The sequence below is a fragment of the Thalassospira lucentensis genome, from assembly GCF_050516545.1.
Taxonomy (GTDB): Bacteria; Pseudomonadota; Alphaproteobacteria; order Rhodospirillales; family Thalassospiraceae; genus Thalassospira; species Thalassospira lucentensis_C.
In genome coordinates this window covers 1,391,045-1,411,999 of record NZ_CP191544.1, presented here as the reverse complement: position 1 = coordinate 1,411,999, position 20,955 = coordinate 1,391,045, and the positions used below count along the sequence as shown (strand labels likewise).

General features: G+C 50.4%; 18 protein-coding genes. 6 read left to right on the top strand and 12 right to left on the bottom strand.

Features of this window, described 5'->3' with window-relative positions; genetic code table 11:
* Nucleotides 1-56: 56 nt before the first annotated feature.
* The 3 genes from ACQ0MK_RS06500 to moaB all read right to left on the bottom strand — a co-directional run bounded on the left by ACQ0MK_RS06500 (nucleotide 57) and on the right by moaB (nucleotide 2,544).
* Entirely contained in the window at nucleotides 57-869 is an 813-nt protein-coding gene (locus tag ACQ0MK_RS06500; RefSeq protein ID WP_430475336.1) for a hypothetical protein, read from the bottom strand.
* Nucleotides 870-1,137: 268 nt separating this feature from the next.
* Nucleotides 1,138-1,917, bottom strand: coding sequence for a sulfite exporter TauE/SafE family protein (locus tag ACQ0MK_RS06495; protein ID WP_430475335.1), 780 nt, complete (start codon nucleotides 1,915-1,917; stop codon nucleotides 1,138-1,140).
* A gap of 84 nt (nucleotides 1,918-2,001) precedes the next feature.
* Nucleotides 2,002-2,544 (bottom strand): molybdenum cofactor biosynthesis protein B, encoded by a 543-nt coding sequence (gene moaB / locus ACQ0MK_RS06490; RefSeq protein WP_430475334.1) that lies wholly within the window; start codon nucleotides 2,542-2,544, stop codon nucleotides 2,002-2,004.
* A 407-nt stretch (nucleotides 2,545-2,951) separates the two neighbouring features.
* Here moaB and ACQ0MK_RS06485 point away from each other — a divergent pair, with 407 nt between their 5' ends.
* The 6 genes from ACQ0MK_RS06485 (at nucleotide 2,952) to ACQ0MK_RS06460 (ending at nucleotide 10,595) form a co-directional block, all read left to right on the top strand.
* On the top strand, nucleotides 2,952-4,904 hold the full coding sequence (locus ACQ0MK_RS06485) for an acetoacetate--CoA ligase (protein ID WP_430475333.1): 1,953 nt from the start codon (nucleotides 2,952-2,954) through the stop codon (nucleotides 4,902-4,904).
* Between the two features lie 495 nt (nucleotides 4,905-5,399).
* Complete coding sequence (locus ACQ0MK_RS06480) at nucleotides 5,400-6,422, top strand: amino acid ABC transporter substrate-binding protein (protein ID WP_350040582.1); 1,023 nt, start codon at nucleotides 5,400-5,402, stop codon at nucleotides 6,420-6,422.
* Between the two features lie 116 nt (nucleotides 6,423-6,538).
* A complete protein-coding gene (locus ACQ0MK_RS06475) occupies nucleotides 6,539-7,735 on the top strand; it encodes an amino acid ABC transporter permease (protein WP_430475332.1) in 1,197 nt (398 codons plus the stop codon).
* A gap of 1 nt (nucleotide 7,736) precedes the next feature.
* Nucleotides 7,737-8,840, top strand: coding sequence for an amino acid ABC transporter permease (locus tag ACQ0MK_RS06470; protein WP_430475331.1), 1,104 nt, complete (start codon nucleotides 7,737-7,739; stop codon nucleotides 8,838-8,840).
* Nucleotides 8,841-8,931: 91 nt separating this feature from the next.
* Nucleotides 8,932-9,642: an amino acid ABC transporter ATP-binding protein gene (locus ACQ0MK_RS06465; protein ID WP_350046138.1), complete on the top strand. Its 711-nt coding sequence runs from the start codon at nucleotides 8,932-8,934 to the stop codon at nucleotides 9,640-9,642.
* 134 nt (nucleotides 9,643-9,776) lie between these two features.
* Entirely contained in the window at nucleotides 9,777-10,595 is an 819-nt protein-coding gene (locus ACQ0MK_RS06460) for an ABC transporter ATP-binding protein (RefSeq protein ID WP_430475330.1), read from the top strand.
* 24 nt (nucleotides 10,596-10,619) lie between these two features.
* Here ACQ0MK_RS06460 and ACQ0MK_RS06455 read toward each other — a convergent pair whose 3' ends face one another.
* The 9 genes from ACQ0MK_RS06455 to ACQ0MK_RS06415 form a co-directional block, all read right to left on the bottom strand.
* A complete protein-coding gene (locus ACQ0MK_RS06455) occupies nucleotides 10,620-11,384 on the bottom strand; it encodes a DeoR/GlpR family DNA-binding transcription regulator (RefSeq protein WP_350045753.1) in 765 nt (254 codons plus the stop codon).
* 395 nt (nucleotides 11,385-11,779) lie between these two features.
* Nucleotides 11,780-12,990, bottom strand: a protein-coding gene (locus ACQ0MK_RS06450; RefSeq protein WP_430474919.1) for an IS3 family transposase whose coding sequence is annotated in 2 segments (ribosomal slippage) — nucleotides 11,780-12,651 and nucleotides 12,651-12,990 — 1,212 coding nt in all. Because the reading frame shifts where the segments join, the coding sequence is not laid out codon by codon here.
* A 105-nt stretch (nucleotides 12,991-13,095) separates the two neighbouring features.
* Complete coding sequence (gene deoA / locus ACQ0MK_RS06445; protein ID WP_430475329.1) at nucleotides 13,096-14,436, bottom strand: thymidine phosphorylase; 1,341 nt, start codon at nucleotides 14,434-14,436, stop codon at nucleotides 13,096-13,098.
* A gap of 59 nt (nucleotides 14,437-14,495) precedes the next feature.
* On the bottom strand, nucleotides 14,496-15,302 hold the full coding sequence (locus ACQ0MK_RS06440; RefSeq protein ID WP_430475328.1) for a purine-nucleoside phosphorylase: 807 nt from the start codon (nucleotides 15,300-15,302) through the stop codon (nucleotides 14,496-14,498).
* A complete protein-coding gene (locus tag ACQ0MK_RS06435) occupies nucleotides 15,299-15,712 on the bottom strand; it encodes a cytidine deaminase (RefSeq protein WP_430475327.1) in 414 nt (137 codons plus the stop codon). The genes ACQ0MK_RS06440 and ACQ0MK_RS06435 overlap by 4 nt, the downstream gene beginning before the upstream one ends.
* Nucleotides 15,713-15,992: 280 nt before the next feature.
* Complete coding sequence (locus tag ACQ0MK_RS06430; RefSeq protein ID WP_430475326.1) at nucleotides 15,993-16,964, bottom strand: ABC transporter permease; 972 nt, start codon at nucleotides 16,962-16,964, stop codon at nucleotides 15,993-15,995.
* Nucleotides 16,964-18,082 carry an ABC transporter permease gene (locus ACQ0MK_RS06425; RefSeq protein WP_430475325.1) on the bottom strand — a complete coding sequence of 373 codons (1,119 nt, stop codon included), beginning with the start codon at nucleotides 18,080-18,082 and terminating at the stop codon, nucleotides 16,964-16,966. The genes ACQ0MK_RS06430 and ACQ0MK_RS06425 overlap by 1 nt, the downstream gene beginning before the upstream one ends.
* Entirely contained in the window at nucleotides 18,079-19,662 is a 1,584-nt protein-coding gene (locus ACQ0MK_RS06420) for an ABC transporter ATP-binding protein (RefSeq protein WP_430476008.1), read from the bottom strand. The genes ACQ0MK_RS06425 and ACQ0MK_RS06420 overlap by 4 nt, the downstream gene beginning before the upstream one ends.
* 42 nt (nucleotides 19,663-19,704) lie before the next feature.
* The gene (locus tag ACQ0MK_RS06415; RefSeq protein WP_430476007.1) at nucleotides 19,705-20,700 is read right to left on the bottom strand and encodes a BMP family lipoprotein; all 996 of its coding nucleotides are present in this window, start codon (nucleotides 20,698-20,700) and stop codon (nucleotides 19,705-19,707) included.
* Nucleotides 20,701-20,955: the final 255 nt, after the last annotated feature.

Sequence of the window (20,955 nt, the reverse complement as noted above, 5' to 3'; positions counted from 1 at the left end):
GAGAATGATCTTCGTTTCAGACCATTATTGTACCATTAGGTACGGATGTTATGAGATCAGTCAGTCCCTTGCACGGACTTTTGGCGCATCCAGACGAAAGTGGAATAAATGACCAGGTAAACAGTTGCGATAGAAAAGGCTGCCAACGTCCCAAGTTCCAGCCCAAGAACCGGATAGCCAAGCGACACGGTCAGGATATAAACCCACAGCGCCCCCATGCCGCGCGGAAAGTTTCTTATCAGGGTATGAACCGGTCCGGCCCCATACGTGAAATGTAATATTAACATGATCGGATACAGCGTCACAGGGAAGCCTGACAATAACCCGGACCAACGCGGCCCAATCCACGCCGCCAACCCGCTGATAATAAGAACGATCAACGAAGCAAGCCCGGCGCGCAACAGGACGACACCCTTTGTCAGGCGCACACGATTAAGGATGCTTTGATTTTCGATTTTTCGAAACAGCACGAGGGCAACACACATCGCAACCAACAGAATGAATGCTGCTTGCGTAAGTGACATTGCGGTCAATTGGAACAACCATGACACACACAGAAACGCGCCAAAAGCGCACACTGAGCAAAGGAAAATTTGCGGCAACACCGGAAGCGACATGCATCGGCGCGACATCAGAAAATAAGCATACAGAAACGATAAGGTCGCGATGAGACCTGGAAACGCGTAAATCGCACTTTTGCTGGCGAAATCAATGCCCTGTTCAATCCCGATGAAGTAAAGCAGGATCGCTGTTCCCAACGGATATCCTGCCAAAACACCCGCCACACGCGGCCCAGCACGTTCAGCAAGCATCGACAGGCCAAGCACCACACCAATCGAAACTGCAAGCTTTGCCAAAATCAGCGCCAATCGAAGCTCTCCGCTACTCACATCAAAAACAATTTATCGACAATCTGCTTATATCGCTATCGCCTTTGTCTGGATTAAACAAGCATGAACCATTTCCGATGGTTCCGGTTTCGTTATCAAGACAAGAAAAACAGGCATCCGAGGGTGCCTGTTTTAAAACGCCATACATAAAGTATCTTCAATGCTCACTCGGCGGTTTAGGTGCCTTATCAACATCACCCACGCCAGTCATGCTCTTGAAATGATGATACCCGCGAAATGGGTCGTTTTATATGGAACCACTTCCAATGAAATGAGCCACAGCATCCCAAAACAGCTTAACTCCTGTCAGGAAAAGCAGCCCGTAGCAAATTCGATAGAATAAAGTGACATTAACCTTGTCATGCGCCCATAGCCCAAGCCAGGTGCCAAACAGCGCCACTGGAATCAATAAAGCCGCCGTCCCAAGATTTGATGGATTGAACTGCCCGAGAAACCAATACGGGATCAGTTTGACGTAATTGACGACAATGAAGAACATCACCGTCGTGCCGACAAAGACCGATTTATCCATTCTCTGGGGCAGTAAGAACATCGACACAGGTGGCCCGCCTGCGTGGGCAACAAAGCTTGTAAACCCAGCCAAACCACCCAACACGGTTCCTTTTCCCCATGTCGACTGTTTGGGCGTATCACCGGCATTCTTACCGCGCAGCCAATGATCAAGAGTGAAGATGATTGCAATCAATGCAATGATCAGTTTCACCGCAGCAACGCTAAGATAGCTGAACGTCAATGTGCCGATTAAAATACCCGCAAGTGCAGCCGGAACAAGGATCAGCATATTGCGACGATCCCAGCGCTTCCGATACGCCCAGACATTTGCAAGGTCCATAAGACACAGGATCGGCAACATGATTGCAGCGGCAACTTGCGGAGACACCGCCAGCGCCATCAAAGGAACCGCCATAACCCCCAGCCCGCCGCCAAAGCCACTTTTGGAAACGCCTGCAATCAGAACAGCCGGAATGGCAAGAGCGTAAAAGAACGGATCCGTAATAAAATCCATGGGGCTTCCTTATGGTGGTGGCTTCTGGTGGGCAGTGGTGAACGGCCTATCGGATGGCCCTGATGTAGATAAAAGAACCCTCTATCACCGTTCCATAAGGCGCGGCATCAGTTCGACAAAATTGCAAGGTTTGTGGCGGATATCAAGCTGATAGGTCAGAATTTCATCCCATGCATCCTTACAGGCACCTGTCGACCCCGGCAGCGCAAACATATAAGTACCCTGACAGACCCCCGCGGTTGCCCGCGACTGCACAGTAGATGTCCCGATCTTTTGATAGGAAATCCAACGGAACAATTCGCCAAAACCCGGGATTTCTTTTTCATAAAGGGTGCGATGTACTTCCACCGTAACATCCCGCCCCGTAACACCGGTTCCGCCAGTTGATATGATCACGTCGATTTCAGGAGTTGCGCACCACACCGCAAGCTGTTTGCGCAATCCCTTTTGATCATCGGGCAAGATTTTTCGGGCATAGACCTTGTGGCCTTTGGCCTCGATACGCCCGATCAGGGTATCACCAGACGTATCATTCGCAGCTGTACGGGTATCACTTACCGTAAGCACCGCAATATTGATTGAAACAAACGGCTTACTTTCGTCAATCCCGGCCAAGGTCGCCTCCATTGTTTTATATTTCCCAGTCAAACTAGTATGCCCGTCATCAGGCGCAAGAGTTTTCACGAACTGGGAAATTTTTCATGCCAAATCGAATCATCATCGAACAAAATCCCGACGATTTTTGTCACTTTATTAGCTTATCAAGCTGAACAAGCCTTAGCGCACAAACTATTTATCACCTCAAAGTTTCACAATATTTTTAATTATTTTTAATTAGTTAGAAGTCATATCCTTACAAATCACATCATCGAAAAATCTGATATTGGTATTACCAATAACGGACATCCGCGTTACTCTGCTTGCCGCCAAAGATTTTTACCCGTAAAAAAGCGGTACAGAGGTACCAAATTAGCGCAGACAACGAATTGCGCTCGTTTGAAAACACCAAAACGGCACGAGACAGAGGACCCATCATGAGCGACTTGCTTTGGCAGCCGACGAAAGAACGCGTTGAAAATGCAAACGTCACCCGCTTTCAACGCTGGGTGAATGACAAGTATTCCCTCGACCTCCAGAGCTTCACCGCTCTGTATGACTGGTCAGTCTCTGATACTGAACGTTTTTGGCCTGCCATTATTGAGTTTTGCGACCTGAAAGCAAAAACGTGGGGTGACCGCATCTTGGTGGACGGCGACAAGATGCCTGGTGCGCAATTCTTTCCCGATGCACGCCTGAATTTCGCAGAGAACCTTTTGGTGCGCGACGATAACACAGATGCACTCGTCTTCTGGGGCGAAGACAAGGTAAAATCGCGCCTGTCATGGGCGGAACTCAACATTGCCGTTTCCAAATTCTCTCAGGCATTGCGCGCAGAAGGTGTTGGCAAAGGCGACCGTGTTTGCGGCTATATGCCCAATATGGCAGAAACCGTCATCGCCCTACTGGCAACCGCTGCGATCGGCGCCACATGGTCATCTGCTTCCCCTGACTTTGGGGTCCAAGGGGTCGTTGATCGCTTTGGCCAGATTGAACCAACCGTCATGATCACGGTGGATGGCTACCATTATAATGGCAAGCAACATGATATCCGCGAAAAAGTCCGCGATGTTGTTGACCGGATCGGCAGCCTGAAAAAGGTGGTTCTCGTTGCCTATGCTTTTGATGGTACAGACACCACAGGCATCCGCAACGCAGTTTCCTATGACGATTTCCTTGCCCCGTTCGAAGGCACGACGATCATTTTCGAACAGGTCGAATTCAACCATCCCTTGTATGTCATGTTTTCTTCGGGAACGACTGGGAAGCCAAAATGCATTGTTCATGGCACAGGCGGCACGCTGCTTAAGCAGGTGTCTGAACATGTTCTGCATTGTGATGTCTCGCCGGGAGACCGTGTTTTCTACTTCACCACCTGCGGCTGGATGATGTGGAACTGGTTGATGGCCGGCCTCGTTGCGGGTGCAACTTTGCTTCTTTATGATGGTTCTCCGTTCTATCCAAACGGCAATATTCTGTTTGATTACGCCGATGCAGAAGGCATGACCCTGTTGGGCACATCCGCCAAATATATTGATGCGCTTGCAAAAGCCGACCTCAAACCACGCGAAACGCATACCCTGTCAACGGTCAGGGCAATGACATCGACCGGATCACCTTTGGCCCCGGAAAGCTTTGATTACGTCTATCGCGACATCAAGCAAGACATCCATCTTGCATCCATTTCGGGTGGCACAGACATCCTTGGCTGCTTTGTTCTTGCATCCCCGGTCTTACCAGTAAAACGCGGCGTCATCCAAACCCGCGCTCTTGGCGTGGCCGTTGATGTCTTTGATGATGACGGAAAGCCGGTTCGTAATGAAAAAGGCGAACTGGTTTGCACCAAACCATTCCCATCAATGCCCGTCGGTTTCTGGAATGATCCGGATGGTTCTCGCTATCACAGCGCCTATTTCGACCGGTTCGATAACATCTGGTGCCACGGTGATTATGTCGAACTAGATGATGAAGGTGGCATGGTGATCTATGGCAGATCCGATGCAACCCTTAATCCCGGTGGTGTGCGGATCGGCACCGCAGAGATCTATCGTCAGGTCGAAAAACTGCCCGAAATTCAGGAATCGATTGTTATTGGACAAGACTGGGATAATGACGTTCGGGTCATCCTGTTTGTTGTGCTGCGCGAAAATCACGTGTTGGATACCGCACTGATCGACAAAATCAAGAAACAGATCAGAAGCAATTGCACACCACGCCATGTGCCCGCCAAGGTGATTGCAGTCGCCGATATCCCGCGCACGAAATCAGGCAAAATCACCGAACTGGCCGTGCGAGACGTCGTACATGGCAGGCCGGTTAAAAATCAGGAAGCGCTTGCAAATCCAACCGCGCTTGAACTTTTTTCCAACCTTGGCGAACTTAAGTCCTAATTCAGAGCCCCCTGCATTATTGTGCAAGGGGTTTTAGAATCTACGCTGGAAAAAGCGATGAGCATTTGACCATGCGGAGTCAAATCATTCTCCGATTCCGCACCGCAACAGTGTTTGTTTTTTATACACACTTTAAAAATGTTACTTTTTTAATCACAGGCCTGTGTCATATGAAAAAAAGTTCGTGCATTTTTCGGATTGGCGGAGAGCCAAACAGCCTTGTCCGTTAAAACACTGATATATCGAACATTTTCTGCAAAAACATGAACTTAGCAACAGGTACGTAAAGAAGCATAAACCCGTGAAAACCGCTGGTTTTGCAGCAAAATTCTCTGATTAAAGGCCAATTGGAAATTTTTCACACTTGACACAAGGTGGCCTAAAATTTCTTAATTTGACGATCCAATATCTTTTGGATTGATGGATATGCTGTATGGCATGTCCAGGGTGGCACAAAAGCTAAAAAACAATGCTTTGCTAATAAGGGAGCTATCTATGAAAATCAAAACGATCCTAGCCGCGGGCGCAATGACCGTTGCAGCCGTTGCCGCAAACAATGCACAGGCTGGTGCCGTGCTTGACGGCATCAAGGCTAAAGGTTTCGTTCAGTGTGGCGTAAACACCGGTCTTCCGGGTTTCTCGTCTGCCAACGCCGAAGGTAAATGGGAAGGCATTGACGTTGATATTTGCCGTGGTATTGCAGCAGCAGTACTCGGTGACGCGAACAGCGTTCAGTACACCCCCCTGACTGCCGCACAGCGTTTCACGGCACTGCAGTCTGGTGAAATCGACATTCTGTCGCGTAACACCACTGCAACCACCACACGTGACGCGAAGCTTGGTCTGACCTTCGTTGGTATCAACTACTATGACGGTCAGGGCTTCCTGATCCCGAAAGCTCTTGGCGTAACCAGCGCAACCGAGCTTGACGGCGCAACCGTCTGCGTAGAACCGGGTACCACCACCGAACTTAACCTTGCTGATTACTTCCGCGCTAAAGGCATGAGCTTTGAGCCGGTCGTTATCGAAAACATCAACGAAGCAACCGCTGCCTTCTTCTCAGGCCGTTGCGACGTTTACACCACGGATGCTTCGGGTCTTGCTTCGATCCGTACCACCATGGCTGAAAACCCGGATGACTATGTCATTCTTCCGGAAATCATTTCTAAAGAGCCGCTCGGCCCGGTTGTCGCCCAGGGTGACGAACAGTGGTCAGACGTTGCACGCTGGTCGTTCCTTGCTATGGTTGAAGCTGAAGAATTCGGCGTCACCATGGAAAATGTTGACGACATGAAAGCAAACAGCACCAACCCAGGTATCCAGCGTTTGCTGGGCGTATCCCCGGGTATGGGCGAAGCTCTTGGTCTTGACGAAGAGTGGGCATACCGCATCATCAAAACCGTTGGTAACTATGGCGAAAGCTATGAGAAAAACGTTACCGCGAAATTGGGCCTTGAGCGCGGTCTCAACGCTCTGTGGACCGATGGTGGCCTGCAGTACGCATGGCCGGTTCGCTAATTCGTTAGCAGCCGTTCACTAAACCTACGAAGCTCCGCCCCACTGCCTGAACGCATGGGCGGAGCTTTTCGTTAGGTGCCTACTGATTTTGGATACAATCTACACCTGAGGGTCATATGAGTAAGCCTCAACATGCCCAAGGAGATGTTCATTCCAAGCGCTTCGTCGATTACTTGAATGACGAGAACGTTCGTGCAGTCCTGTATCAGGTTGTCGCGATCGGTCTTATTATTCTGGCGGGCTGGTACTTGGTATCTAATACCTTGAACAACCTTGAAAAACAGAACATCTCTACCGGTTACGGTTTCCTTGATCTTGAAGCTTCCTTCGAGATTGGGGAATCAATGATCGACTACAGTGCCAAAAGCGATTATGCGACGGCATTGACAGTCGGACTTCTTAATACCGTGAAAGTGTCGGTGCTTGGCATCATTCTGTGTACGCTGATCGGAACCATTTTTGGTATCGCCCGTCTCTCGTCGAACTGGATCGTTCGCAAACTGGCGACTGCATATGTTGAAACCTTCCGGAACATCCCGGTTTTGCTTCAACTTTTCTTCTGGTATGCCTTGATTCCAAGTGCATTCCCGCACCCGCGCGATGCTCTTGAACCGCTACCAGGAGTTTTGCTGACCTCACGCGGCATGTATTTGCCGGTCCCCGTGGCCGACAACGCTTATACATTGATGGGTATTGCCGCGATAATTGCGTTTGTAATTATCTTTTTCGTCAAGAAATGGGCGAAAAAGCGCCAAGATGCGACGGGTCAACCTTTCCCTATGTTCTTGGCTGGTCTTGGTATCTTTGTCGGGTTGGTTTTCCTCGCCTATCTCATTGGCGGCGCTCCTACTGACATGAGCATCCCGGCGCTTAAAGGCTTTAACATTCGTGGCGGTTATAATATCTCGCCAGAATTCATGGCGGTCCTGATTGGTCTTACGGTTTACACCTCAACCTATGTTGCCGAGGTCGTTCGATCGGGTATTCAGGCTGTTCCAAACGGTCAGTGGGAGGCTGCTGACAGTCTTGGCGTCAAACGCTCTGTCGCACTTCGTAAAGTGATCCTGCCGCAATCTATGCGCGTTGCGATCCCGCCTCTGACCAACCAGTATCTTAATCTGACCAAAAACAGCTCCTTGGCTGTTGCGGTTGGCTATCCTGATCTGGTTTCCGTTTCCAACACGACCATGAACCAGACCGGCCAGGCGATCGAGGCAATCTCGATCTTCATGTCGATCTATCTTGGTTTGTCTTTGTTGACCTCGCTCTTTATGAACTGGTTCAACAAGAAAATGGCTCTGGTGGAGAGGTAACATGTCAGAAAATGCAAAACTACCTCCCCTTCCCGCCGGCACCTTTGCCGAGCGTGCCGTCACATGGTCAAGAAAGAACCTGTTTGACGGGTGGTTCAACACCCTTCTCACTCTTGGTTCGATTGCATTCCTGGTATGGCTCATTCCGCCGCTTATCCAGTGGGGAATTGTCAATGCAACCCTGACACCGACCATTGAAGGCTGTGCTGAAGTCACGGGTGCTTGCTGGGGGTTTGTTAATGCCAATCTCCGCCTGATCCTGTTTGGCACCTATCCGTTCGAAGAACAGTGGCGTCCGCTTCTGGCCATGATCGTTCTGATGGGAATCATTTGCGGCAGTCTTGCTGCGGTCAAGTATCCTAGAATGACCAAGGCCATCATCCCTATGTGGGTGATCGGCGTTCCGGTGATCGCCATATTGATGTGGGGCGGTGTTCTGGGCCTTACCTATGTTCAGAACAGTTATTGGGGCGGCCTTCCTCTAACCCTGATCCTCTCGGCAATCGGCATCATCTTTGCCTTTCCGTTTGGTCTGTTGTTGGCTCTTGGTCGTCAGTCGAACATGCCCGCAATAAGAACGGTCTCGGTGGTTTATATCGAGATCATTCGTGGCGTTCCGTTGATTACGGTTCTGTTCATGGCGTCGGTCATGTTCCCGCTGTTCTTGCCCGATGGGGTCACCATCGACAAGTTGCTGCGCGCACAGATCGGCATCATCCTGTTCACTGCGGCCTACCTTGCCGAGGTATTCCGTGGCGGTTTGCAGGCCGTGCCGCGTGGTCAGTTTGAAGCAGGCGAAAGCCTTGCTCTTTCTTACTGGCAATCGATGCGACTGATCATTCTGCCACAAGCCCTGCGTCTGGTTATTCCGCCAACGGTGAACAGCTTTATCTCCATGCTCAAGGATACCACGCTGGTTGTGATTATCGGCCTGTTTGACTTCCTTGGCACGGTAAAGCTGGCACTCCGTAGTGACCCGGCATGGACCAAGTATTACGTCGAAGGTTATGCCTTCGCCGCAGCAATATTCTTCCTGCTCTGTTTCTCGATGGCGAAATATTCCGCCTATCTTGAAAAAGAGCTTCGCAAAGGCGAACAAAGGTAAGGAGTGAGGAAATACAATGACTGTAGCAACTGAAACTACTACCGGCGCTGTGCCTCCTCCGTCTGAGGAAGAAGTCATCGTCGTAAACAAGATGAACAAATGGTATGGCAATTTCCATGTTCTCAAGGATATTGACCTATCTGTTCGTAAAGGTGAGCGTATCGTTATCTGTGGCCCGTCGGGCTCAGGTAAATCAACGCTGATCCGTACATTGAACCGGCTTGAAACCTATCAAGGTGGCGATATCACCGTAAATGACATCCTGCTGGGTGACGATGTAAAGAACATCGAAGCCGTACGCCGTGATGTCTGCATGGTGTTTCAGCACTTCAACCTGTTCCCGCACATGACAGTTCTTGAAAACCTGACATTGGCACCGATCTGGGTTCGTAAAATGCCCAAGAAAGAAGCCAATGATCTGGCCATGCACTATCTTGAACGCGTTCGGATTGCAGAACAGGCTCATAAGTTCCCGGGCCAGCTTTCCGGTGGTCAGCAGCAGCGTGTGGCAATTGCCCGTTCGCTCTGCATGCAGCCGAAAATAATGTTGTTCGATGAGCCGACTTCAGCCCTTGACCCGGAAATGGTCAAGGAAGTTCTCGACGTTATGGTCGAGCTGGCCAAAGAAGGCATGACCATGCTTTGCGTAACCCACGAAATGGGCTTCGCCAAAGAGGTCGCTGACCGTGTCATCTTTATGGATGCTGGCCAGATTGTCGAAATGGCAGGCCCGAAGGAATTCTTCGACAACCCGAAAAGCGACCGTACCAAGCTGTTCCTCAGCCAGATACTTTCGCACTAATCGGATTTTCGAATTCAAACGCTTTGCAAAACGGCCCCTGTTTGGGGCCGTTTTCATTTTTGTGAAATTGGCACTTGCCCCCTGCCCGTCAATTGCCGAAACTCAGCCGAAATTGAAACCGGACCGGAAGTTATATGACCCAGCCTGTATCAGCCTCCTCTGCGCAACCGGCCTTTATTGCTGTTGATCAACTTACCAAACGCTTTGGCCCGATGGTCGCCGTTGATGGTGTTGACCTCCACCTTGCCAAAGGTGAGACCATGGCGATCATTGGACCATCTGCTGCGGGTAAAAGTGTGCTGATGAAATGTCTGGTCGGCATCTATGGTGCAGACAGTGGGTCAATTTCCCTTAATGGCGATGATGTCAGTCGAACCGCTGCACCGACCCGTCCTGAATGGGCATCGCGCATAGGTATGCTTTTTCAACATAACGCGTTGTTTGACAGCTTGAAGGTTTGGGAAAACATCTGTTTTCGTCAGGTCGAACTTGGCATCATGAACCGCGCGGATGCCAAAGAACATGCCATCCATTTATTGGGGTTGGTTGGGTTAACGACAGAAAGTGCAGACCTAACCCCGAACGATCTTTCCGGTGGCATGCAAAAGCGCGTTGGCATTGCCCGCGCGATATCATCAAATCCTGATATCTTGCTGCTCGACAATCCGACCGCAGGGCTTGATCCGGTCCTGTCGACCCATATCGAACTGATGATTGCCAAAATCGCCCAACAACAGGGTACAACCGTCATTTCAATCACCAATGACATGCAGATTGCCCGTACGCGGTATCAAAACCTGATAATGATGCACGAAGGCAAAGTCTATTGGTCTGGAAAAACTGGCGATATTGATGATGCCCATAACGAACACCTGACCCAGATGCTCAAAGGGTCGTCGCAGGGCCCAATCACCATGCGTACTGGCAAACGCGAAGATGGTGTCTTCGCCTAAAAGTCTCGCGGAAAGACCAGTGTGTTAGTTCGCGGTATAGACCGACACATCTGCTTCACGGATAACATCCGACCAGTTCGGGCCGGGATGACGGTCTGTGAACAAGGCATCAATTTCAGAAAGATGGCCCAAGCGCACCATCGCACGGCGGCCAAACTTTGACGCATCCGTACACAGGAATGTCTGACGGGCATTGGAAATGATCGCGCGCGCTACTCGGACTTCGCGATAATCGAAATCCATCAGGCTTCCATCTTCATCAACACCCGAAATGCCGATAATCGCGTAATCGACCTTGAACTGGTTGATGAAATCTATTGTCGCTTCGCCGATAACGCCAAAGTCACGCTGGCGCACGACGCCACCTGCGATGATGACCTCAAACCCTTGGTTAGCGGCACAAATTTCAGCAACATGAAGATTATTCGTGATAATTTTCAGGCTTTTATGGCCTAAAAGGGCATGTGCGACTTCTTCATTGGTCGTGCCGATATTGATAAATAATGACGCCCCTTCGGGGATGTGATCTGCCACCAATTTGGCAATTTCGCGTTTGCTACCAAGATTAAGGATTTGACGATCGGTGTAGGCCGTGTTTTCCGTGGTCGAAACACTTGCCGCACCACCGTGATACCGCGCAATCAGGCCTTCTTCGGCCATCTCATTGATGTCACGGCGGATGGTTTGCGGTGTCACAGAGAAATGATCAGCTAGGGAATCAATGGTCATAAAGCTGTTTGACGCCACAAGTTCCAATATCTCCCGGCGGCGCCGATCCAGTTTCCCCATGCTTCTCTCTCCTGATTCTTAAGATTTTCGTCTTGGCAGACAAATTTTCATTACTGATCAAAATGCGGCCTGCTCGCATATTTTGCAAGCCCTGTCATACCCACATTTTTAGATCATTGCAAAATCAGATCATGCAACAGAGATGAGTTTCCCAAATAATGGACGTCATTGAAATTATTGAAGTTCAAGACAAGCCATCTTTTTCGGTGTCGTGGAAACTTTCCATCCTTTGATTATGTTTCCGCGACCTCACATCAAAGATAGGAGTGAACCAAGGAATATCCGGAAATGTTAAAAATAACATTCCGGGAGACAACAGCCATGATGAAGGTTGCAGCGGCAGGGTCTGTGCCGTCCTAAAATACGTTGACGGTTTTACTTGAGCCAGCGGATGATCATCCGCTGGCTTTTTGATGCACATTTTCTGGAGTTTGCATTTCCAGAGAGATGTGCGGTCGGATGGTATTGTAAGTATCAACGGCCTCTTTGACCAGTTTACGGAGATCCTCGAAAGTTTTGCACCGGTGTAAGAGGAACTCCTGTTTGAGAATACCGTTCATGCGCTCGGCCAAGGCATTCTGATAACAATCATAGCCATCGGTCATTGACGGTGTAATTTGATGTTTTCTCAACACCTCCTGATAACAGCCTGAACAATATTGGAGCCCCCGATCAGAATGGTGGATCAGCGGCTCTTTGGTGATCCGGTTTTTGATTGCTTGCTTCAAGGCTCCGACAACCTCAGAAGCGGCCATGCTGTGGCTCAGCACATGCCCCATGATCTTGCGCGAGAAGGCGTCTGTCACCAGTGACAGATAATGCACACCTTCATCACTCTCGATATAGGTGATGTCGCTGACAAACACTTGCTCAGGGCGGCTTGGCTTGTGCCCTGCCAACAGGTTCGGATGCTTTCTCATCCAGTGTTTGCTGTGGGTGGTTTTGGTGTAATTCTTTCGTGGCTGTACCAGAAGACGATGCTCTCTGAGCCAGTCAAACAAACGGTCACGCCCCATCTTGATGCCAAGACGACGCAAGTCATCCTGCAGCAAATGATAGAGTTTACGTGCGCCAATCCGGGGCATATGCTGGCGCAAGCGCATGACGCAATCATAAAGTGGTGCGAGCTGTTCCTGTCGTCGGCAACGGCGTTGCAACAACTGGTAAACCGACTGCCTTGAAAGACCAAAACATCGACAGGTCCGGCTCAGACTGACTTGCCCTTGCGCCTGTAATGTTCTCGCAGTTCGGATAAGTACTTTTTTCGCAGACCCGCTCCATATTCCTCATCCATGATGGTGATCATGCCATCCATCACCATGACGCGGATCCGTTCGTCTTCAAGCTCCCTTTCAAGGCGCTTGATCTTCTGTTCAGGCGTTTCTTTCAATGGGGACATGGCTTTGTGCCTCGTTGTCGACCAGTCAAGCTTACCATGTTTGCGCAACCACTTCAGGACAGTACTACGGCCCTGTATGCCATACCGCATCTGTGCCTGCTTGTAGGTCATTTCGCCCTTTTCGACCTGATCTACAACAGCCAGCTTAAAGCCCATATTGTAATCACGTTGTGTGCGCTTACGGCGCTCTATGCCTGACATCGACATTGTCACCTCCTATAGGTGACAACGTATTTCAGGACGAGACAAAGCATTACAAAAGGCCGGAGCGATAAATTTCCAGACCTTTGTTTTGATCATGATCGTCCGCAATCAGCCTTTTAACTTCGCGACAATCCGTTCACGCACAGCAGGTTCACTGCCCGTTGCATGAACATCGCCTTCACCAATCACGACTGCTTCGCGTAGCAACGCAGTTGCTTCATCAAGCTGCGCTTGGTCACGAACATGCGCGATGCAAAGTGGCGTTTCTGCGGAAACCGGCTGTCCGACCTTAATGAAATCGGTGAAGCCAACAGCAAAATCAATCTTCTGATCCGCACGGCTACGACCGCCTTTAAGTGCGACAAGTGCAAGACCAACTTTGCGCGCATCCATCGAAACAACCCGACCGGTCTGGGCCGCACTCACCGGTTTGATCATCGGAGCCGCCTCAAGATAATTGCCATGCTTCTCGATAAAGTCGGTCGGACCACCAAGGCTTGCAACCATCTTGCCAAACACTTCTGCGGCCTTGCCACTTTCAAGCGCGTGCGTCGCCAGTTGCAAACCATCCGATACATCCGTTGCAACACCGCTGACCGTCAACATTTCAGCCGCAAGGGCCAATGTGACGTCATAAACCCGCTGTTCCTGATGCTTGCCGGTCAGGAAATCAATCGCCTCAACCATTTCAAGGGCGTTGCCAATAGTATCGCCGAGAACCTGTTCCATATCGGTCAAAAGGGCGACTGTCGGCACACCATTACGGGTGGCAACTTCGGTGATGCTTTGGGCCAGTTCGCGGGCGCGGTCATATTCATTCATGAATGCGCCAGAACCGAATTTCACATCCATCACCAGTGAATCAAGCCCCGCCGCCAGCTTCTTTGACAGAATGGATGCGGTGATCAGCGGAATGCTTTCCACGGTCGCAGTAACATCGCGAATGCCGTAAAATCGCTTGTCTGCAGGCGCAAGGTCGGCTGTCTGGCCAATAATCGCACACCCAACGTCACGGGTGACTTTGGCAAACTCTTCAAGGGTCGGTGTCGTACGATAACCGGGAATGGAATCAAATTTATCCAATGTCCCGCCGGTATGGCCAAGCCCACGCCCGGAAATCATCGGCACAAATGCACCACATGCCCCAACGATCGGGCCAAGCATCAAGCTGACCTTATCCCCGACACCACCCGTGGAATGCTTATCAACCACCGGGCCATCAAGCCCAAGGGCCTTCCAATCAAGGACTGTACCGCTATCGCGCATATTACGCGTTAAGGCAGCCCGTTCATCCATGGTCATGCCATTGAAAAACACAGCCATCGCAAGAGCTGCAACCTGCCCTTCGCTGATAGTATCGTCGGTGATGCCTTTAACAAAAAAGGCAATTTCGGCATCGGTCAGAACTTCGCCTTCGCGTTTGCGGCGAATGATTTCCTGCGGCAGCATTAGCTGTCTCCTGCACGCTTTTCGTTAATTTTTAAACTCAAGACTGATCAAATTCAGACTCATTCAGAACTTGAGAAATACTGAAGCAATATCTTGATAAGGTTAGAAGAACCTTCTTTCGACATCTCAAGCGTTTGCTCATGGCTAAGCGGTGTTGCGCTCATGCCTGCGGCAAGATTGGTGATGTTTGAAACGGCAGCGATCCGGAAACCAAGACGGCGACCAAGGATGTTTTCGGGCACGGTCGACATACCAACTGCGTCGGCACCAAGAGTTTTAAGCGCACGAATTTCCGCAGGCGTTTCAAAGCTCGGCCCCGTGCACCAGCAATAGGTTCCTTCGAACAACTTGATACCCAACTTTGCCGCCGTATCGTGCAGACCTGATCCAATGTCAGGATCATAGGGTACATCCATGCCAACAAAGCGGTCTTTACCATGATAGCCAATAAGCGGATTAGGCCCAAACAGGCTGATATGATCGGTAATCAACATCAAACTACCCGGTACGGCATCGGGAAGAAGCGATCCTGCTGCATTGGTCAAGATCAAGCGATCTGCCCCCAATGCACGCAAGGTTTCAAGTGGCTCTGCCATGAGATCGGAACGGCCGTGTTCGTAAAAATGTGCCCGTCCCTGCATGACAGCAACGGAAACACCTCCAATACGACCAAGGACAAGCGTCCCGCCATGTCCGACTACGGTTGGTCGCGGGAACCCCGGAAGGTCTTCATAGGAAATGCTGATGGCGTCACTGACAGCATCAACCACACCGCCAAGCCCACTGCCAAGAACCAACGCAACCTGTGCCTTAAACCCGGGGGCCTTTGACGCGATGACGTCCAATGCTGCTTTTACATTGCTCATTTCAGGTTCTCCGGTCCAAAGGAATGCGGAATAAGTTCTTCGCGCGACAAGGTCAAAAGCGTTTCACGCGCTTCGTTGATGATAAAAATTGTTGCATCTGCCCCGGTGAATTCGCGAATTTTCTGACGGCATCCACCACAAGGTGTACAGGCAACATCACCAAGTCCGACCACGACAATTTCATCGAACTTTGTCTCACCCGACAGAACCATCGCCGAAATTGCGCCCGCCTCGGCACAAACCCCTTCGGGATAGGCCGCATTTTCAACGTTACAGCCCGTAATCACCTTACCATCTGCCGTGCGCAAAGCTGCACCAACATGGAACTTTGAATACGGCGCATAGGCTTTGTCGCGCGCAGCAAGGGCTGCATCAACCAAATCGCGCGGAGCCTGCTTTGTATCGCCCATTTTCATAATCCTGTTTCGTAAACCGACACTGCCAAATTCAAGCAAATGCTATCTGACATATCGTCATTGATTGTGATTTTACCGCTGTCATTTTCTGCCTTGTCTCACCGACAGACATTCAACACGGACTTATGGCATTTCTTAGTCAGAACCGCGTGGCAAACTCCGCTTAGAACGGCAATGCCTCAATCTGGGCTCTAACCATGAACAGTCATTACATCCATGACTGAAGGAAATAGTCCGGGCTCACGTCATCACATGAACTCGGACGATTTCACCCTTAACGTTCTTTTACATACGGACGTCCAAGTGCCTTTGGCGGTATGGCCCGGCCAATAAAGCCCGCCAGTAAAATAACCGTCAGAACATATGGTAATGCCTGCACCAGCTGTACGGGAACCTCGCCAATACCGGGCAAAATCACACCCTGCAAACGTGTTGCTGCGGCATCAAGGAAACCAAACAAAAGACACGCTGCCAAGGTCGGGAACGGGCGCCATTTGCCAAACACCATGGCTGCAAGCGCGATATACCCCTTACCGGCCGTCATATCCTGTAGAAATGACGCACCCTGCGCTGTTGAAAGATACGCGCCAGACATCCCGACAAGAATGCCAGAACAAATCACAGCACGATAGCGCATGGCAACGACACCAATACCGGCAGTATCAACCGCACCGGGGTTTTCACCAACGGCCCGCAGGCGTAGGCCAAACCGGGTGCGATACATCACCCACCATGCGGCTGGAACCGCAAGGAATGCGATATAGACCAGAATGTTATGACCACTGAGCAGTTCGGAATAAATCGGGCCAAGAATCGGCACATCCTTGACAGCTTCGGCCCCCGGGAAAGTAATAGGCTGAAAACGCGATGCTTTATCTAGTGCCGGCGTTTTGCCCCCTTGCGCAAATAACGCAATCCCGACAAGTGCGGTCAAACCGGACATCAGGATGTTGATCGCCATGCCTGAAACAACCTGATTGCCTTTGTGGGTGATGCAAGCAAACCCATGTAATAGCGACAACCCGATTGTGGTTGCGATCGCTGCCAAAAGACCGACCCACGGATTTCCAGCATAAAACGCTACAGCAGCTGCAGAAAACGCACCACCCAGCATCATACCCTCAAGGGCCAGGTTAATCGTACCTGACCGTTCGGAAAACATCCCGGCAAGGGCTGCAAGGATCAGCGGTGTGGACGTGCGCAAGGTCGCATCAAGCAACAAAATGATCAGTTCAAAGTTTTCCATCACGCGGCCTCCTGCGCATCACGGCGCAAACGCCACGCGGTATAGATTTTGGTGACACGCGGCCGGAACATATGTTCCATCGCACCGGTAAACAAAATGACCAAACCTTGAATAACCACGACCATATCGTTCGAGATCGTCGGAATTTCAAAGGAAAGCTCTGCCCCGCCCTGATACAGCATGCCAAACAGCAATGCGGCGAGGAAAATACCAAATGGATGGTTCCGCCCCATCAGAGCCACAGCGATCCCGACAAAGCCATATCCTGCCGTGAAATCGATCAGAAGACGGTGCTGGACCCCCATGACTTCGTTAAGCGCCATGAAAGATGACAATGCACCGGAAATCATCATCGCAATGATGATGTAACGACCGGGTTCAAGTCCGGCATAGGTCGCCGCAACCGCATTGGCACCAACAGTTCGGATCGCATAGCCCCACCGTGTGTGCCAAATAAACATCCAGATCAGAATACTTGCGGCAATCGCATAGACAAATGACAGGTTAAGCGGGCTTGATGCCATCTCAATACCAAAGCTTACTGCCATGTCATGAATGAACGGCAAACGCAGATGTTCAGCAATCTGTTCACTTTCCGGGCTCATTGATCCTTGTGGACGAAATACATTCACCAGCAAATACACCATCAAGGATGATGCGATGAAGTTGAACATAATCGTCGTGATCACTACGTGTGACCCGCGACGTGCCTGAAGGTATGCCGGGATATAGGCCCATGCGGCGCCAAAGATCATTGCTGCCATCATACTGACAATCAACATGATCGGAAATGGCAGGAAATCGAGATAAAGGGCCGCTATCGTCACGCCAAGGCCACCGACATATGCCTGCCCTTCGGCACCGATGTTAAACAGGCCGCAATGGAATGCGACGGCAAAGGCAAGGCCGGTAAAAATGAAGTTGGTGGTGTAATAAAGCGTATAACCCCATGCTTCTTCGTATCCAAAAGCCCCATAAAGCAGAATCTCAACAACTTCTGCCGGGTTTTCGCCAATAGCTAGAACCAAAAGTGCCGATACCAACAGAGCGAGAAAAAGATTCAAAAGCGGCAATACGCCAACGTCAATCCAGCGTGGTAATTGGATGGTAGAGCTCATGCCTGTCCCTCCACTGCCTTGGCTTCATTTGGATCGACCCCTGCCATCATGAGACCAAGCACGCGCTCTGTTGCTTCATCAGCAGAAACTTCGCCGATAATAGCGCCATCACACATCACCAAAATTCGGTCGGCAAGCGACATGATCTCGTCGAGCTCCACAGATACCAACAAAACGGCTTTGCCCGCATCACGCATGGCAACTATTCGTCTGTGAATGAATTCAATGGCCCCGATATCGACACCACGGGTCGGCTGACCAACCAAAAGAAGGGCTGGGTCACGCATAATTTCGCGTGCCAGAACAAGCTTTTGCTGATTCCCGCCTGAAAAATTGGCGGCTTTCAGGTCAGGATTATCTGGTCGAACATCAAATTCGGACATCATTTTTGCTGTGGCATCCGAAATCGCATGCCAATCAAGCAACCCGTTTTTTTGATAGGCAGGGTCGTTTTCATATCCAAGAATTGCTGCTTCTTTGGCTGAAAATGCTGTCACCATCGCCATGCGATGCCGGTCTTCAGGAACATGAGCAACACCGCGGCGGCGAAGTTCTGCCGCATCAACACCTTTGCCCGGTGTGACGTCCTGCCCGTTCAGTTCGACCAAACCTTCGCTGGCGGAACGAATACCGCCAAGCGCTTCAAGAAGCTCGCTCTGGCCATTGCCAGAGACACCAGCAATACCGACAATCTCGCCTGCACGCACACTAAAGGTCGCATTTTTGACCTTACGTACACCCTGCTCATTATCAACACACAGATTGTCTACTTGAAGAACGGTCGCATCCGGGTTGGCTTTACCCTTTTCAAGTCGTAGCAATACTTTACGTCCAACCATTAATTCAGAAAGTTCTTCCGGGCTGGTTTCCGCGGTCTTGCGGTGTGCCACCATTGCGCCTTGGCGCATGACGGAAACATTATCCGTTGCAGCCATGATTTCGCGCAATTTATGGGTAATCAGAACAACCGTTTTACCCTGTTGTTTCAGAGTTTCAAGGATGCGAAACAGGTGGTCTGCCTCTTGCGGGGTCAAAACACCGGTTGGCTCATCGAGAATAAGAATTTCGGCGCCGCGATAAAGCGCCTTAAGAATTTCAACGCGCTGCTGAAGACCGACAGACAGATCACCAACAATGGCATCCGGATCAATGTCGAGCGAATATTCACGCTCCAGACGTTCAAGTTCTTCGCGCGCTTTATCAACGCCATCGCGCAGAACCGCACCGCCTTCAACACCAAGGATGACATTTTCAAGAACCGAGAATGTCTCAACCAGCATGAAATGCTGATGAACCATGCCGATGCCAACAGCAATGGCGTCTTCCGATCCTTTGATATCACAAAGGGCGCCGTCGACATGAATGGTCCCTGCGTCGGCTTGGTAAAAGCCATACAGGATACTCATCAGGGTCGACTTCCCCGCGCCATTCTCTCCCACGATCCCGTGAATAGTTCCTTTATCGACCTTAAGATCGATTTCTTTGTTTGCGTGTACCGCTCCGAACCGCTTGTCTATGCCGCGCAGTTCAATAGCGGGCAGCACGGCACCAGTATCACTGGTGCCGTGCATTTGATGCATCGTATCCGACACTACAAATCCCCAGTTTTCTTCAAGGCTGCCTTACATCGGGCAAGCGCTGTCGCTCGTGTAATCATGCACTTCAAGCGAACCTGAAATGATTTCTTCTTTCGCCTTGGCAACAGTTGCTTTCATTTCAGGGGTGATCAGTTTCTCGTTGTTTTCATCAAGAGCCCAATCAACACCACCTTCTGCTAGACCAAGAATGGTAAGGCCCGGCTGCCAGTTGTCACCTGCTGCTGAAGCGAAAGCTTCGTAAACAGCAACATCAACGCGCTTAAGCATCGAGGTCAGAACCGATCCTGGATGCATTCCGTTTTGATTGGAGTCAACACCAATGCCCAGTTTTCCTGCATCTGCAGCCGCCTGCAAAACGCCGACACCGGTCCCACCTGCTGCGTGATAAACAACGTCAGCACCACGGTCGAACTGCGACTTTGCCAATTCACCACCTTTGACAGGGTCATTCCATGCCGATGGGGTCGTACCAGTCATGTTCTGGAAGATTTCAGCATCGCTATTGGCATACTTGACACCTTGTGCATAACCACAGGAGAATTTACTGATTAGCGGAATATCCATACCGCCGATAAAGCCAACTTTACCGGTTTTCGATGCCATAGCAGCAAGGACACCAACCAGGAATGAACCTTCGTGCTCTTTGAAAACTACCGACTGGACGTTTGGCAGGTCGACGACCATGTCAATGATCGTAAACTTGGTCTCAGGAAATTCCTTGGCAACTTTTTCTAGTGCGGAAGCCTGGTTGAAGCCAATCGCAACGATCGGATTCATACCGCGACGTGCAAAGTTACGCATCGCCTGTTCACGCTGGGAGTCATTCTGAATTTCGAAGTCGCGATACTCAGTACCGTTGTCTTCTTTGTATTTTTCTGCGCCGTTATATGCGCCCTGATTAAACGAACGGTCAAAACGGCCACCCATATCGTAGATAACTGCCGGATTGATATCTGCAGCCGAAGCAACACCTGCATAGCAGGCGACAGCCGCGACCACCGAGGTCAGAAGCTTTTTCATTCCGATGCCCTTCATTGCTTGAATTCTGATTATTCTTCCCACTGGTGCCCTTAACCGTGGGACTCCCTCATCGAAAACATGTGATCCACATCATGTCGGACGCTACGGTCCCTCAACCGTGGAAATCCGCTTGATCATGTTGCGAATTCTTATGGTAACTACAAAATATAGTGCCCTGTAAATAGCCGACCATGCAAGGAAAACACAAAACCTGTCCAGTTGGTCAAAAAAGCCTCAGACCAAATTGCACGACAT

Coding starts and splice junctions, on each gene's coding strand:
- ACQ0MK_RS06495 (WP_430475335.1), bottom strand. CDS start 1,917: ATGGATTTTATTACGGATCCGTTCTTTTACGCTCTTGCCATTCCGGCT.
- ACQ0MK_RS06425 (WP_430475325.1), bottom strand. CDS start 18,082: ATGAGCTCTACCATCCAATTACCACGCTGGATTGACGTTGGCGTATTG.
- ACQ0MK_RS06470 (WP_430475331.1), top strand. CDS start 7,737: ATGTCAGAAAATGCAAAACTACCTCCCCTTCCCGCCGGCACCTTTGCC.
- ACQ0MK_RS06465 (WP_350046138.1), top strand. CDS start 8,932: ATGAACAAATGGTATGGCAATTTCCATGTTCTCAAGGATATTGACCTA.
- ACQ0MK_RS06480 (WP_350040582.1), top strand. CDS start 5,400: ATGAAAATCAAAACGATCCTAGCCGCGGGCGCAATGACCGTTGCAGCC.
- ACQ0MK_RS06460 (WP_430475330.1), top strand. CDS start 9,777: ATGACCCAGCCTGTATCAGCCTCCTCTGCGCAACCGGCCTTTATTGCT.
- ACQ0MK_RS06440 (WP_430475328.1), bottom strand. CDS start 15,302: ATGAGCAATGTAAAAGCAGCATTGGACGTCATCGCGTCAAAGGCCCCC.
- ACQ0MK_RS06455 (WP_350045753.1), bottom strand. CDS start 11,384: ATGGGGAAACTGGATCGGCGCCGCCGGGAGATATTGGAACTTGTGGCG.
- ACQ0MK_RS06420 (WP_430476008.1), bottom strand. CDS start 19,662: ATGCATCAAATGCACGGCACCAGTGATACTGGTGCCGTGCTGCCCGCT.
- ACQ0MK_RS06430 (WP_430475326.1), bottom strand. CDS start 16,964: ATGGAAAACTTTGAACTGATCATTTTGTTGCTTGATGCGACCTTGCGC.
- deoA (WP_430475329.1), bottom strand. CDS start 14,436: ATGCTGCCGCAGGAAATCATTCGCCGCAAACGCGAAGGCGAAGTTCTG.
- moaB (WP_430475334.1), bottom strand. CDS start 2,544: ATGGAGGCGACCTTGGCCGGGATTGACGAAAGTAAGCCGTTTGTTTCA.
- ACQ0MK_RS06485 (WP_430475333.1), top strand. CDS start 2,952: ATGAGCGACTTGCTTTGGCAGCCGACGAAAGAACGCGTTGAAAATGCA.
- ACQ0MK_RS06415 (WP_430476007.1), bottom strand. CDS start 20,700: ATGAAAAAGCTTCTGACCTCGGTGGTCGCGGCTGTCGCCTGCTATGCA.
- ACQ0MK_RS06435 (WP_430475327.1), bottom strand. CDS start 15,712: ATGGGCGATACAAAGCAGGCTCCGCGCGATTTGGTTGATGCAGCCCTT.
- ACQ0MK_RS06475 (WP_430475332.1), top strand. CDS start 6,539: ATGAGTAAGCCTCAACATGCCCAAGGAGATGTTCATTCCAAGCGCTTC.